12 protein-coding genes are annotated in these 14,483 nt (G+C 73.2%); 8 read left to right on the top strand and 4 right to left on the bottom strand.

Translation table 11 applies throughout. The features are described from left to right. Positions 1-5: 5 nt before the first annotated feature. From ACS5PV_RS09375 to argS, 4 genes are all read right to left on the bottom strand, one after another. Positions 6-779, bottom strand: a complete 774-nt coding sequence (locus ACS5PV_RS09375; RefSeq protein ID WP_455395074.1) for a segregation and condensation protein A — start codon at positions 777-779, stop codon at positions 6-8. Between the two features lies 1 nt (position 780). Then, positions 781-1,791: a beta-N-acetylhexosaminidase gene (nagZ, locus tag ACS5PV_RS09370; protein WP_455395073.1), complete on the bottom strand. Its 1,011-nt coding sequence runs from the start codon at positions 1,789-1,791 to the stop codon at positions 781-783. 265 nt (positions 1,792-2,056) lie between these two features. Further along, positions 2,057-3,433, bottom strand: coding sequence for an SPOR domain-containing protein (locus tag ACS5PV_RS09365; protein ID WP_455395072.1), 1,377 nt, complete (start codon positions 3,431-3,433; stop codon positions 2,057-2,059). A 183-nt stretch (positions 3,434-3,616) separates the two neighbouring features. Further along, positions 3,617-5,374 (bottom strand): arginine--tRNA ligase, encoded by a 1,758-nt coding sequence (gene argS / locus ACS5PV_RS09360; protein WP_455395071.1) that lies wholly within the window; start codon positions 5,372-5,374, stop codon positions 3,617-3,619. Positions 5,375-5,587: 213 nt separating this feature from the next. Here argS and serS point away from each other — a divergent pair, with 213 nt between their 5' ends. The 8 genes from serS (at position 5,588) to ACS5PV_RS09320 (ending at position 14,411) form a co-directional block, all read left to right on the top strand. After that, the gene (gene serS, locus ACS5PV_RS09355; RefSeq protein ID WP_455395070.1) at positions 5,588-6,904 is read left to right on the top strand and encodes a serine--tRNA ligase; all 1,317 of its coding nucleotides are present in this window, start codon (positions 5,588-5,590) and stop codon (positions 6,902-6,904) included. Further along, complete coding sequence (gene surE / locus ACS5PV_RS09350; protein WP_455395069.1) at positions 6,904-7,665, top strand: 5'/3'-nucleotidase SurE; 762 nt, start codon at positions 6,904-6,906, stop codon at positions 7,663-7,665. The genes serS and surE overlap by 1 nt, the downstream gene beginning before the upstream one ends. Further along, on the top strand, positions 7,662-8,354 hold the full coding sequence (locus ACS5PV_RS09345) for a protein-L-isoaspartate O-methyltransferase family protein (protein WP_455395068.1): 693 nt from the start codon (positions 7,662-7,664) through the stop codon (positions 8,352-8,354). The genes surE and ACS5PV_RS09345 overlap by 4 nt, the downstream gene beginning before the upstream one ends. Before the next feature lie 162 nt (positions 8,355-8,516). After that, positions 8,517-10,103 carry a peptidoglycan DD-metalloendopeptidase family protein gene (locus tag ACS5PV_RS09340; RefSeq protein ID WP_455395067.1) on the top strand — a complete coding sequence of 529 codons (1,587 nt, stop codon included), beginning with the start codon at positions 8,517-8,519 and terminating at the stop codon, positions 10,101-10,103. Positions 10,104-10,674: 571 nt separating this feature from the next. Further along, positions 10,675-11,976: a serine hydroxymethyltransferase gene (gene glyA / locus ACS5PV_RS09335; RefSeq protein WP_455395066.1), complete on the top strand. Its 1,302-nt coding sequence runs from the start codon at positions 10,675-10,677 to the stop codon at positions 11,974-11,976. A 120-nt stretch (positions 11,977-12,096) separates the two neighbouring features. Next, positions 12,097-12,627 carry a transcriptional regulator NrdR gene (nrdR, locus tag ACS5PV_RS09330; RefSeq protein WP_455395065.1) on the top strand — a complete coding sequence of 177 codons (531 nt, stop codon included), beginning with the start codon at positions 12,097-12,099 and terminating at the stop codon, positions 12,625-12,627. 41 nt (positions 12,628-12,668) lie between these two features. Then, positions 12,669-13,754 carry a bifunctional diaminohydroxyphosphoribosylaminopyrimidine deaminase/5-amino-6-(5-phosphoribosylamino)uracil reductase RibD gene (ribD, locus tag ACS5PV_RS09325; RefSeq protein ID WP_455395530.1) on the top strand — a complete coding sequence of 362 codons (1,086 nt, stop codon included), beginning with the start codon at positions 12,669-12,671 and terminating at the stop codon, positions 13,752-13,754. Next, positions 13,755-14,411: a riboflavin synthase gene (locus ACS5PV_RS09320; RefSeq protein WP_455395064.1), complete on the top strand. Its 657-nt coding sequence runs from the start codon at positions 13,755-13,757 to the stop codon at positions 14,409-14,411. Positions 14,412-14,483 lie beyond the last annotated feature (72 nt).

Genomic DNA, 14,483 nt, shown 5'->3' with positions numbered 1-14,483 from the left:
CGGGCTCAGCCTCCGGCGGCGCGGATCTGGATCGGCGCGAAGGGCTTGTCCTGGCGCAGCAGGATCTGGCCCTCGCGGGCGAGCTCCAGCACGGCCGAGAGCGAGGAGGCGCGCACGGTGGCGCGGCGCCCGGGGTCGGCGAGGTACCGGGCGAGGCAGGAATCGAGGTCGGTCCAGTCGTCCCGCGGGCCGACCAGCCGCTCCAGCGCGGCGCGGGCGTCGACCAGGGACCACACGCTGCGCGGCGGCAGCGTCACCTGCGCCCGCGCCTGCTCCTGGCGCTGGCGGGCGTAAGCCGCGATCAGGTCGTGCAGGGTGACCGCAAGGGCACCCGGCGCGGTGACGATGGGCTCCGGCGGGACGGCGCCGCGGCCGAACACGTCACGCCCGAGCTGGGAGCGCCCGGCGAGCATCGCGGCGGCGGCGCGGATCGCCTCGAGGCGGCGCAGCCGCAGGCTCAGGGCCTCGGCGAGATCGTCGGCGGCGGGCTCGGGACCCCGGGGTGGGGCCGGCAGCAGCAGGCGCGACTTCAGGTAGGCGAGCCAGGCCGCCATCACCAGGTAATCCGCCGCCAGCTCCAGCCGCAGGCGGCGCGCCTCGTCGATGAAGGCGAGGTACTGCTCGACCAGCGCCAGGATCGAGATCCGGGCGAGGTCGACCTTCTGGCGCCGTGCCAGTTCGAGCAGCAGGTCGAGGGGGCCCTCGAAACCGTCGACGTCGACCACGAAGGCCGCGCCCTCGGCGGCCTGCGGCATGCCGTCGACGAAGCCGTCCGCCATCTCAGGCAGCGGCGGCGAGCCCGGCATCCAGGCGGGCGCGGGCCTCGGCCGGGTCGAAGGCCGGGGCGGCGGGAGTCAGGCGGGCGAGCGCGCTGTCCGCCCGGCGCAGGGCCTCGCCGGCGAGGACGGGGGCGGCCGCGACGACCTCCTCCATCTCGGCCCGGACGCCGTTGCAGTGCAGGCCGATGTCGCAGCCGGCCCGGAAGGCGGCGGCGGCGCGATCCCGGAAGCTGCCCGACAGGGCGTTCATCGACAAATCGTCGGTCATTAGCAGGCCGTCGAACCCTATGCGGCCGCGCACGATCTCGCGGATGATCGTGGCCGAGGTGGTGGCCGGGCTGTCCGGGTCGAGGGCGCGGAACACCACGTGGGCCGACATCGCCATCGGCAGGTCGGCGAGCGCCCGGAAGGGACGGAAATCGTGGGCGTCGAGGTCGTCGAGGCTCGCCTCCACCACCGGCAGGGCGTGGTGGCTGTCGGCGCCGGCGCGGCCGTGACCGGGCATGTGCTTGACCACCGGCAGCACGCCGCCGGCCATCAGCCCCTCGGCCACCGCCCGCCCGAAGGCCGCGACCACCGCCGGATCGGTGCCGTAGGCCCGGTCGCCGATGACGTCGTGGGCGCCCGGCACCGGCACGTCGAGGACCGGGGCGCAATCGACGTTGATGCCGACCTCGGCGAGGTCGTGCGCCATCAGGCGGGCGCCGAGATGGGCCAGCGCCGGGCCGGCCTCCGGGCCGCCGGCGCGAAAGTAGGCCCGGCCGGACGGGTAGGGCTGCCAGTGCGGCCGCGTCATGCGCTGCACCCGCCCGCCCTCCTGGTCGATCAGGATCGGGGCATCGGCCCGGCCGACGGTCTCGCGGAGCGCCGCCGTCAGGGCGCGGACCTGCGCCGGCGTCTCGACGTTGCGCTTGAACAGGATGAAGCCCCAGGGCTGCACCGCGCGGAAGAAGGCGGCCTCCTCGGGGCTCAGGATCGGGCCGGCGCAGCCGAGGATCAGGGCGAGGGTCATCGACGGCGGCTCTCGTCGGTTGGAGAGGGAGGACAGGGTCGTACGCTCCCGCCCGGCGCCCATGCGGACGCCGACACGCGGGAATCGCAAGCGGAAAAGAGCGGAGAATCTAGGCGATTCGCCGACCCGCGACTGTCGGCGGGACGACACAGGCGGGTCGGAATTCGGGCGCCCGCCCTGACGATCGCTGCCGCCGCGCGGCAGTCCCGCCGGGTACCCGGACGATCCGAGCCGCGATTCTTCGCGGCTCGGACTGCTCCGGCACTCAGTTCTTGGCGACGAAGCAGGCGGCGCCCGCGGCCTTGAGCTTGCCGCACAGGCCGTCGGCGCTGTCCTTCGCCATCGGCCCGACGCGGACGCGGTAGATCGACTTGCCGTTGACCTCGGCCTGGCGGATCAGCGGCGACTGCCCGCCGAGCACGGCGCCGTAGCGCTCCTGGGCCTGGCGGAACGCGACCTCCGCCTCCTTCTCGGTGGCGCGCACCGAGAGCTGCACCGAGAAGCCGCCGACCGGCGCCTGGGACGCCGGCACCGCCTGGGTGGTGGACGGCGCCTCGGCGGAGGCGACGCGCTGCACCGGCTTTACCCGGGGCGATTCGGGGGGCGGGGTCTCGGCGGCGGGCGCCTCGGCGACCGGGGTGCGGGCGGCAGGCGCCGTCGAGATGGTGCGCGGGCCGCGCGGGGTGACCGGCGCCGGAGTCGAGCCCGTCGCCTCGCTCGGCAGGGTCATGGTCGGGATCGGCGAGGCCGCCGGCGCCTGGGCGGCCTGCGCCTGCGCGGCGGCCTGGGCCGCGCGCTGCGCCTCGGCCGGCGACGGCTCGGGCCGGACGGAGACGGTGCGCACCCGGCGCGGCTCGCCGAGGGATTCGGTCAGCGCGTTGCCCGGGGTGGCGGGGGCCGCCGACGCGCCGGCCTCGGCGGCGAGCGAGCGGGCCGCCTGCTTCACGTCGAGGGGCTGCTCCTCGCGGTTGACGATGCGGATCTGGCCGTCCTTGGCCGGTGCGGTCGCGGTGCGCTCGTAGATCTGCTTGTTCTGGTCCGGGATCTCGACGCCGCCGGCATTCTGCGGCGCCACCTTCAGCGGCGTCTGGTCGGCCACCACCAGGATCGGCGCGCCGGAGCGGCTGTGGTGGAACGCCTTCCAGGTCAGCGCGCCGCCGATCGAGGCCGCGACGATGCCGAGCGCCGTGCCGACGAGGGCGATGCGCCGGCGGCCCCGCGGCCGCGGCTCGGGCGTCGGCTCCGGCGCGGGAGCGGCGGCCTCCGGCTCGGAGTCGGTCTCGCGCTCGACCGCGGCGAGGTACTGGTTGAAGGCGGAGGCCGGCGTCTGGGCCGGCATCGGCGCCCCAAGGTTTGGCATCCCAAGGGTCGGCTCGCTGCGGGAAGCCAGGGCGGTCTCGGTCGGGGGCGCCTCGCCGTAGCTCGGCATCACCGGCTCGACGCGGCCGCGGGGCTCGGCGGCGCGGGTCGCCTCCTTGGCCTCCTTGGCCTCGAGCAGGGCGCGGAACGGGTCGTCCTGGCCGACGATGCGGGCGAGCTCGGCGAGGGGATCGGGCCTCGCACCCGGGCGGGCGGGAGCCGGCTGCCGTTCCTGCTCGTAGCCGTCGTAATCGACGGGAACCCGGGAAGCGTTGGTCGTCATGGCAGCACCATCCTGTTCGCCCTCGCGTCACCTCACCGCGCGTCGGGCCCGGCTCGGCGGCACCGGCCGCCGCTCCCGATATGGGAAGGGCGGCCGTCAGATCCCATCGCTCGCGTCCCGTCGCGGCCTGGCCGCACGGCCTGCCGCGACGTCCGGTCGCGCTCCGGTCCCCGGGCCGATCCCTCAGCGCATCTCGTCGGGGGCACCGACGCCGAGGATCCCGAGATTGGACGCGACCACGCCCTTGAGGGCAGCGACGAGGGCCAGCCTCGCCTCGGTGGACTTTCTGTCGGTTTGATTAACAAACCGTAATTGCGGCAAGTCTTTGCCCTTGTTCCAGAAACTGTGGAACGCGCTGGCGAGCTCGTAGAGGTGGAACGCGACCCGGTGCGGCTCGTGCGCGGCCGCCGCCGCCTCGATGACGCGCGGCACCTGGGCGATCAGGCGCATCATCTCGATCTCGCCCGGATCGGTCAGGCCCGACAGGTCGGCCTTCGCGAGGGCTTCCGGCGACAGGTCGAGATCGGGAAACGCCTCGCGGGCCTGGCGGAACACCGACGCCGCGCGGGCATGCGCGTACTGGACGTAGAAGACCGGGTTGTCCTTCGACTGCTCCACCACCTTGGCGAGGTCGAAATCCAGCGTCGCGTCGTTCTTGCGGTAGAGCATCATGAACCGCACGGGGTCGCGCCCGACCTCGTCGATCACCTCGCGCAAGGTGACGAACTCGCCCGCCCGCTTCGACATCTTCACCGGCTCGCCGCCGCGCAGGAGCCGCACCAGCTGGCACAGCTTGACGTCGAGCGCCGCCTTCCCGTCCGACACCGCCTTGACCGCCGCCTGCATGCGCTTGACGTAGCCGCCGTGGTCGGCGCCGAGCACGTCGATCAGCTCGACGGCGCCGCGCTCGACCTTCGAGCGGTGGTAGGCGATGTCGGAGGCGAAGTAGGTGAAGCTGCCGTCGGACTTCAGCAGCGGCCGGTCGATGTCGTCGCCGAAGGCGGTGGCGCGAAACAGCGTCTGCTCGCGGTCCTCCCAATCCTCCGGCAGCTGGCCCTTGGGCGGCGGCAGGCGGCCCTCGTAGACGAGGCCCTTCTCGCGAAGATCCGCGATCAGCGCCGCCACGGCGCCGCCGTTCCCGCCGCCCTGGAGGGTGCGCTCGGAGAAGAACACGTCGTGGTGGATCCCGATGGCCGCCAAGTCCTCGCGGATGCGGTCCATCATCCGGTCGATGGCGAAGTCGCGCACCGGCGCCAGCCACTCGCTCTCGGGCTGGCCGAGGAGCGTGTCGCCGTATTTCTCCTTCAGCGCCTGCCCGACCGGCACGAGGTAGTCGCCCGGATAGAGGCCTTCCGGGATCGTCACCGTCTCGCCGAGCGCCTCGCGGTAGCGCAGGAAGGCCGAGCGGGCGAGCACGTCGACCTGCGCGCCGGCATCGTTGATGTAGTACTCGCGCGTCACGTCGCGGCCGGCGGCGATCAGGAGGTTCGCCAAGGCGTCGCCGAACACCGCGCCGCGGCCGTGGCCGACATGCATCGGCCCGGTGGGGTTGGCCGAGACGTACTCGACGTTGACGCCGCCCGGGGTGGGGGCGCCGCGGCCGTAGGCCTCGCCCTCGCGCAGAACCGCCCGCACCACCTCGGCGTAGATCTCGGGGGTCAGCCGCAGGTTGATGAAGCCCGGCCCGGCGACGCTCGCCTCCGTCACGCGGGGATCGGTGCGCAGGTCGGCCGCCAGCGCCTCGGCCAGCGCCTTCGGATTGGTGCGCGCCTCCTTTGCCAGCACCAGGGCGGCGTTGGTGGCGAGGTCGCCGTGGCTCGGATCGCGCGGCGGCTCGACGACGACGCGGGCGCGGTCCAGCCCCTCCGGCAGGGTGCCGGCGCGGGTGAGCGTCTCGAGCGCCTCGCCGATGCGGGCCTCGAAGGCGGCGAAGATGTTCATGCGTTGACCAGTTCTGCAAAGTTCGGGCCGGGAGCAAGCGTGTCGCACCCGGCCGCCGGGCTCTTCTCACGCCGAGGCAGGCGGCTGCAAGCGGGGCCGTTCGGACGGGAGGGCGGCTCCTCCCTTGTCGCCGCCGGGCCGATGCTGCAAAGCGTCCGGGCGTCACCGGCCGGATTCGCCGGCCCTTCAGAGACAAACGATTCGGACCGCGCCATGCACGACATCCGGGCCATCCGCGACAACCCGGCCGCCTTCGACAAGGGCCTGACGAGCCGCGGGCTGGAGGGGCTTTCGCAGGAGCTGATCGGCCTCGACGACGCGCGCAAGGCCGCGATCTCGGCGGCGCAAGCGGCCCAGGAGAAGCGCAACGCCCTCTCGAAGGAGATCGGCGCGGCCAAGAAGGCGAAGGACGAGGCGCGGGCGCAGGAACTGATGGCCGAGGTCGCCCGGCTGAAGGAGGAGGCGCCGGCGCTCGATGCGGCCGCCGATGCGGCCGGCAAGGCGCTTGCCGAGCGCCTGTCGGCGATCCCCAACATCCCGGGCCCGGACGTGCCGGAGGGCCGCGACGAGCACGACAACGTCGAGAAGAGCCGCTTCGAGGGCCGCGGTCTCGCGCAGGAAGGCCGCCAGCACTTCGAGCTCGGCGAGGCCATGGGCCTGATGGATTTCGAGACCGCCTCGAAGCTCTCCGGCTCGCGCTTCGTGGTGCTGAAGGGACAGATCGCCCGGCTGGAGCGGGCGCTCGGCCAGTTCATGCTCGACCTGCACACCGGCGAGCACGGCTACACCGAGGTGGTGCCGCCGCTTCTGGTGCGCGACGAGGCGATGTTCGGGACGGCGCAGCTGCCGAAGTTCCGCGACGACCAGTTCGCGGCGGTCCAGGGCTCGCCCGAGATGGCGCAGGAGAGCGGTGCGCCGAACCGCTGGCTGATCCCGACGGCGGAAGTCCCGCTCACCAACCTGGTGCGCGAATCGATCCTCGCCGAGGACGAGCTGCCCTTGCGCTTCACCGCGCTCACCCCCTGCTTCCGGGCGGAAGCGGGGGCGGCGGGTCGCGACACCCGCGGCATGCTGCGCCAGCACCAGTTCAGCAAGGTCGAGCTCGTCTCGATCACCGCGCCCGAGCGCTCGGCCGAGGAGCACGAGCGGATGCTCGCCTGCGCGGAAGCCGTGCTCAAGCGCCTCGACATCCCGTTCCGGGTCGTCACGCTGTGCACCGGCGACATGGGCTTTGCCTCGACCAAGACCTACGACATCGAGGCCTGGCTGCCGGGGCAGAGGACCTATCGCGAGATCTCGTCCTGCTCGGTCTGCGGCGACTTCCAGGCCCGCCGGATGGAGGCGCGCTACCGCCCGAAGGAGGGCAAGGGCGTCGCTTACGTCCACACCCTCAACGGCTCGGGCGTCGCGGTCGGCCGCGCGCTGATCGCCGTGATGGAGAACTACCAGAACCCCGACGGCAGCGTCACGGTCCCGTCGGCCCTCGCGCCCTACATGGGCGGCCTCACCCGCATCGAAGGACACCGGTGATGCGCATTCTCGTCACCAACGACGACGGCATCCACGCCCCGGGCCTGCGCTGCCTGGAGGAGATCGCCGGGCAACTCTCGGACGACGTCTGGGTCGTGGCGCCCGAGACCGACCAGAGCGGCGTGTCGCACTCGCTGTCGCTCAACGACCCCTTGCGCCTGCGCCAGGCCGGCGAGAAGCGCTTCGCCGTCAAGGGCACGCCCTCCGACTGCATCATCATGGGCATCCGCCACATCCTGAAGGAGCACAGGCCCGACCTCGTGCTCTCGGGGGTCAACCGCGGCCAGAACGTCGCCGAGGACGTGACCTATTCGGGTACGATCGCGGGCGCCATGGAGGCGACGATCCTCGGCGTGAAGGCGGTGGCGCTGAGCCAGGCCTACGGCGCCGGCGGGCGGGCCAACGTGAAGTGGCACACGGCGGCCAAGCACGGCGCCTCGGTGATCCGGCGCGTCCTGGACGCCGGGATCGAGCCCGGCATCCTCGTCAACGTCAACTTCCCCGATTGCGAGCCCGACGACGTCAAGGGCATCGCGGTGGCCGCCCAAGGGGTGCGCAACCAGGCGCTGCTCTCGATCGACGAGCGGGTCGACGGGCGCGGCAACCCGTATTTCTGGCTCGCCTTCGCCAAGGCGCGGTTCGAGCCGGGCCACGGCACCGACCTGAAGGCGATCGCCGAGGGCAAGATCTCGGTGACCCCCTTGCGCCTCGACCTCACCGACGAGCCGACGCTGACGCGCTTCGCCCAGGCCCTGGCGTGAGCGAGGACGGCGCGCCGGACGAGTCCGGACAGGAGGGCGCCGAGGCGACCTCCGGCGCGGTCGAGACCGCGGCCTTCGTGCTGGGGCTTCGCGCCCGCGGGGTGCGCGACGCCGCGGTGCTCGGCGCGATGGAGCGGGTGCCGCGGGAGGCCTTCGCGCCCCTCGCCTTCCGCGACCTCGCCCGCCGCGACCTCGCCCTGCCGCTGCCCTGCGGCCAGACCATGACGGCGCCGAGCGTCATCGCCACGATGCTGGCAGCGCTCAACCCGCAAGGGGCCCGCGTGCTGGAGGTCGGCACCGGCTCGGGCTACGCCACGGCGCTGCTGCTGCGGCTGGGCGCCGCCGAGGTGGTCAGCCTCGAGCGCTACGCCACGCTCGCCCGCAACGCCCGCTCGCGCCTCGACGCGCTCGGCTTCGGCGCCGCGATGGTCGCCCTCGCCGACGGCTGCGCCCCGCCGGAGGAGGCCGGCACCTTCGACCGCATCCTGGTCAACGGCCTGCTCGCCGACCTGCCCCAGGCTCTGATCGAGCGCCTGAACCCGGGCGGGCGCCTCGTCGGGGCGCTCGGCACGAAAGCCGGGCCCCGCCTCGTCGCCATCGCGCAGGAGGCCGACGGACCGTGGCGGCAGGTGCGCGAGACGCCGCTGCGCATCGGCCCGCTGACACCCGGCCTCGCGGCCCGCCTCTGACAGGCCGCTCCCCGCCCCGCCTAAGCCGGAATCCGGCCCTCAGGGTGAAGGCGAATATCCGCCTCGCAACGGAAGCTTAACCTGAATCCGGTTTGAATCCGCCCCATAGGGTTGCGTGGATGTACGGGTGCGTCGATGCCGGATCGCGGGACAGGCAAGGGGATGCGGGCGCTGTCGCGCTTCGCCCTCATCGGGCTGATCGGGGGCGCGTCTGCGGCCTGCAGCACCGATGCGGTGCGGCTCGACCCGTTCTCGAACCCGTTCTCATCGAGTGCGAGCGGGGATCCGGGCGCCACCGGCAGCCTGCCCGAGGGCGGGGCGGTGGCGCCGGCGGTGCGCGCGACGCCGATCCAGTCGCGGCCGCTCTCGGCCCCGCTGGCCGCCGCGCCGCTCTCGAACCGCCAAGGCGCGGCGATGTCCTCGGTTCCGGTGCAGACGCCGCGCGTCGCCGCGGCGGCCCCGGTGACCGGCGGGACGGCCGGCTGGTCGGCCGCCGGCGGCACCACCATCACGGTCGGCGCCAATGACAGCCTGAACCAGATGTCGACCCGATTCGGCGTGCCCTCCGCGGCGATCCTCCAGGCCAACGGCCTGTCGAGCGCCGCGCAGGTCACCGCCGGCCGCCAGATCGTGATCCCGGTCTACCACGCGGGCGGTGCCCCTGCGATGAGCGCCCGGGCGGTGCCGGCGGCGCCCGCGCCGCGGGTGCCGGTCGCCGAGGCGCGTCCCGCCGAGCCGGTGCGCCGCGAGCCCCCGCGCCCCGAGCCGGAGCCCGAGCCGGCCCGCAAGCCCCACGCCCGCCCCGGCCAGGCCGAGGCGAAGCCCGTGGCGCCCGCCGCCGCCGAGCGCGCCGCCAAGCTGAACCACCGCAAGCCCGAGCCGCGGGACGACGACGAGGAGAAGGTCGCCGCCAAGCCGCAGCGGCCCGAGCCGAAGGTCGCCGCCAAGCCGGAGCCCAAGTCCGTCGCCAAGGTCGCCGCGCGTCAGCGGGACGACGACGAGGACGACGCCGTCGCGGCAAAGCCCCAGAAGCCCGAGCCGAAGGCCGCCAAGGTGGTCGAGAAGAAGCCCGAGCCGAAGGTCGTCGAGAAGGTAAAGCCCGAGGTCAGGAAGGTCGCCGAGGCGAAGGCCGAGCCGAAGAAGTCCGAGGCTCCCAAGCCCGAGGTCAAGAAGGTCGAGGCCAAGGCCGAGGTGAAGAAGCCGGAGCCGAAGCAGGCCGAGGCACCGAAGCCCGAGGTCAAGAAGGTCGCCGAGGTGAAGCCTGCGCCGGCGCCGAAGCCCGAGCCGGCCAAGCCGGTGAAGGTTGCGGCGCTGCCCGAGAAGGCGCCCGAGCCGGCTCCCGCTCCGGCCGTCGCCCCGGCGGCGCCCGCGCCCGATCCGCAATCGAGCTTCCGCTGGCCGGCCCGCGGCCGGGTGATCTCCGGCTACGGCTCCAGCGGCAACGAGGGCATCAACATCGCGGTGCCCGAGGGCACCCCCGTGAAGGCCGCCGAGGAGGGCACCGTGGCCTATGCCGGCAGCGACGTGAAGGGCTACGGCAAGCTGGTCCTGGTGCGCCACGCCAACGGCTACGTCTCGGCCTACGCCCATAACGGCGAGATCGACGTGCGGCCCGGCGAGAAGGTGAAGCGCGGCCAGACCATCGCCAAGTCCGGCGCGTCGGGCAACGTCACCTCGCCGCAGCTCCACTTCGAGATCCGCAAGGGCGCGACCCCGGTCGATCCGGTGCCGCATCTGGCAAGCAACTGAGCCTGAGTGGATTTCGCCGAAGTGGTTGCCGGTTCGGCGCCAAAAATCTGCGGCAGAATAAGAACCTAAGCGGACGAAGCGTTGGCCTGCCAATGCAAGTCTGCCGTTCCATCGTGATGAGGGCGGGGCGCGAGCGTCCCGCCCTTTTTGCGTCGGCGGAACACTTCCGGGATCAGGTCCGCTCGCCCCGCACGATCGGCCCCGACCGCCACCTCCCGATGAGGGGTTGCGGCTCGGACCGAAGGAGGCCCGCATTGCGCCGTTCCCGCGTGCCCGACGGGAGCCGCCGCAATGCGGTTTTCCCCAATGCCGCCTTCGATTGTTCTGAGTTTTCTTCCCGTGATCTCAGCTGATCCGATGGCGCCTCGGGCCCGCGGGCCGGCCTGCGGGCCCGACCGCACCGGCGCGACGGCCGGGCGCCGGCAGCGGACGCGACGGAAGGTCCGGGTCCCGGCGCGGGACTCCTGCTTGGACTCCTGTGTCGCCCGCGTGTAGAAGCCGGCTGATCCCAGTCATCGACTTCCGCTCCGGCGCTCCGGCCGGGCGGTCCCCGACGAACCCCGAGGCCATCATGAGCGTGGGCACCGCCGCCACTTCCCGGTCCAACTCGTTCTTCTCCGCGTCGCTGGCCGATGCCGATCCGGAACTCGCCGGCGCCGTCGCCAAGGAGCTCGGACGCCAGCAGCACGAGATCGAGCTGATCGCCTCGGAGAACATCGTCTCGCGCGCCGTGCTCGAGGCGCAGGGCTCGGTGCTGACCAACAAGTACGCCGAGGGCTATCCGGGCCGGCGCTACTACGGCGGCTGCGAGTTCGTCGACATCGCCGAGAACCTCGCTATCGAGCGCGCCAAGCGCCTGTTCGGCTGCGACTTCGCCAACGTGCAGCCGAATTCCGGCTCCCAGGCGAACCAGGCCGTGTTCATGGCGACCATGCAGCCCGGCGACACCTTCCTCGGCCTCGACCTCGCGGCGGGCGGCCACCTCACCCACGGCGCGCCCCCGAACGTCTCGGGCAAGTGGTTCAAGCCGGTCTCCTACACCGTGCGCCGCGACGACCAGCGCGTCGACATGGAGCAGGTCGAGCGCCTGGCCCAGGAGCACAAGCCGAAGGTCATCATCGCCGGCGGCTCCGGGTACCCGCGCCACTGGGACTTCGCGAAGTTCCGCGAGATCGCTGACAGCGTCGGCGCGGTGTTCTTCGTCGACATGGCCCACTTCGCGGGTCTCGTGGCGGGCGGCGCGCACCCCTCGCCGTTCCCGCACGCCCACGTCGTCACCACCACCACCCACAAGACCCTGCGCGGCCCGCGCGGCGGCATGATCCTCACCAACGACGAGGCGCTGGCCAAGAAGCTCAACTCGGCGATCTTCCCCGGCCTCCAGGGCGGGCCGCTGATGCACGTCATCGCCGGCAAGGCGGTGGCCTTCGGCGAGGCGCTGCGGCCGGAGTTCAAGGCTTACGCCCGTCAGGTGGTCGAGAACGCCAGGGCACTCGCCGACACCATCATCTCGGGCGGCTACGACATCACCTCGGGCGGCACCGACAACCACCTGATGCTGGTGGACCTGCGCGCCAAGGAGCTGACCGGCAAGGCGGCCGAGGCCGCGCTGTCGCGCGCCGGCATCACCTGCAACAAGAACGGCGTGCCGTTCGACCCCCAGAAGCCGACCATCACCTCGGGCATCCGCCTCGGCACCCCGGCGGCGACCTCCCGCGGCTTCGGCGTCGCCGAGTTCAAGAAGGTCGGCGAGCTGGTCGTTCAGGTTCTCGACGGCCTGCACCGCGCCGGCGAGGCGGGGGATGCGGGTGCCGAGGAGGCGGCCAAGCGCGAGGTGCACAGCCTCACCGATCGCTTCCCGATCTACGGCTGAGCTGTGAGAGCCTGATCTCCCGGCTTCCCCTTCCGCCGGGAGCGCTCTAGAACACGCCCCTTCCGGGGCCGGTCCCGCGCGGGGCCGGCCCTTTTTCGTACACAGAGGAACGGGCGGCCGATGCGGTGCCCCTATTGCGGCGGCCTCGACACGCAGGTGAAGGACTCGCGGCCGAGCGACGACAGCTCGGCGATCCGGCGCCGGCGCACGTGCTCGGATTGCGGCGGCCGCTTCACCACCTTCGAGCGGGTGCAGCTGCGCGAGCTCGTCGTCGTCAAGCGCTCGGGCCGCAAGGTGCCGTTCGATCGCGACAAGCTCCAGCGCTCGGTCGAGACCGCTTTGCGCAAGCGCCCGGTCGAGCCGGAGCGGATCGAGCGGCTGGTCAGCGGCGTCACCCGCCGGCTCGAGAGCACCGGCGAGGCCGAGGTGACGAGCGAGGCGATCGGCGAGGCGGTGATGGAGGGGCTGAAGGGCCTCGACGACGTCGCCTACGTGCGCTTCGCCTCGGTCTACAAGAATTTTCGCGAGGCCCGCGACTTCGAGGAGCTGCTGGGCCACCTCGCCGCCGGCGCGGCCCAGGCCGCGACCGACGAGGCGCCCCAGCCGGAGGAGGCGCCGCCGGCCCGGCGGCCGCGGAGCCGCGCGTCGTGAGCGCCCCGGATTCCCGTCAGGACGAGATCGACCGGCGCCACATGCGCCTCGCCCTCGCTCTCGGCCGGCGTCATCTCGGCCGGGCCTGGCCCAACCCCTCCGTCGGCGCGGTGCTGGTCGGCGGGCCGCCGGGGGCCGAGCGCATCCTGGCGCAGGGCGTGACGCAAGCAGGCGGCCGGCCGCACGCCGAGCGGGTGGCGCTGGCCGCCGCCGGCGAGGCCGCCCGCGGCGCGACGCTCTACGTGACCCTCGAGCCGTGCTCGCATCACGGCCGCACCAGCCCGTGCGCCGATGCCACGATCTCAGCCGGGGTCGCCCGGGTGGTGAGTGCGATGGACGATCCCGATCCCCGGGTCGCCGGCCGCGGCCATGCCCGGCTGATCGACGCCGGCATCGCCGTCTCGGTCGGGCTCCTCGGCGCGGAGGCCGCGCGCGACCAGCGCGGGCACGTGAGCCGGATCACCCTCGGGCGCCCGGCGGTCTTCCTCAAGCTCGCCCGCACGGCGGACGGCTACGCGGCGGGCGGGGAGGAGCGGCTGATGATCAGCGGGCCGCGGGCCAACGCCGAGATCCATCTGCAGCGCGCCCATTGCGACGCGATCATGGTCGGCGTCGGCACGGTGCTGGCGGACGATCCCCAACTCACCGTGCGCCTGCCCGGGATGGCGGCGCGCTCGCCGCTGCGGGTCGTCCTCGATCCCTGCCTGCGCACGCCTCCCACCGCCGGCCTCGTGCGCACCAGCGCCTCCGTCCCGACGCTGATCCTCGCAGGTCCGCAAGCCTCCGAGGCGGCGGCCGACGCCCTGGGCGCCGCCGGCGCCGAGGTGCAGAGGGTGCCGGTGACGACGGAAGGGCGCATCGATCTCCCCGCCGCCCTGCGCTTCCTCGGCGCCCGCGGGCTGACCCGGGTGTGCTCGGAAGGGGGACCGACGCTCGCCGACGCGCTCGCGCGCGACAACCTCGTCGACGAGTGCCTGCTCGTCACGGGCGATCTGCGCCTCGGCCGGCCCGGCCTGCCGGCGGTCGGCCCGCACCTCGCCGCGCGCCTCGCCTCCGCAGACTTCGCGGTGGCGGAGGACTACCGGATCGGCACCGATCGCTTCACCTGCCACGTACGGAGCCCGTAGATGTTCACCGGCCTCGTCTCGGATGTCGGCCGCGTCGCCGCGGTCTCCGGCGATTCCAAACTCAGGCGCATCGCCATCGACTGCGCCTACGACCCCGCCGGCATCCTGATCGGCGCCTCGATCGCCTGCTCGGGGCCCTGCCTCACCGCCGTCACGGTGACGCCGCGCGCGGGCGGCTGCACCTTCGAGGTCGATGCCGCCGCCGAGACCCTGGCCCGCACCACCGTAGGGGAGTGGGCGCCTGGCACGCGGGTGAACCTGGAGCGCTCGCTGAAGATCGGCGACGAGCTCGGCGGCCACCTCGTCACCGGCCACGTCGATGGCCTCGCCGAGATCGTCGCCCGCGAGGCGGTGACGGGGCAAGGGACAGGCCAAACCGGCGACGTCTGGGTCCCGAGCGAGCGCTTCGTGCTCCGGGCGCCGCCCGCCCTGTCGCGGTTCATCGCCGAGAAGGGCTCGGTCTGCCTCGACGGCACCTCGCTCACCGTCAACGGTGTCACGGGCGACACCTTCACGGTGCTGCTGATCCCCCACACGCTCGCCGTCACCACCTGGGGCGAGCGGCGGGTCGGGGACCGGCTCAACCTGGAGGTGGACCTGATCGCCCGCTACGCGGCGCGGCTGACGGAGGCGCGGGCGGCGGTGGAGGCTGGTTGAGGACCGGGGGTGATTGCGCGGCAGACTCGTGACAGGATGTGGTCTGCCGGTGCGATCAGCTTCCGACTGCTC

The sequence above is a fragment of the Methylobacterium sp. Gmos1 genome (genome assembly GCF_053764715.1).
The sequence above is the reverse complement of the archived record's forward strand: the minus strand, read 5'-3'. Positions and strand labels throughout refer to the sequence as shown.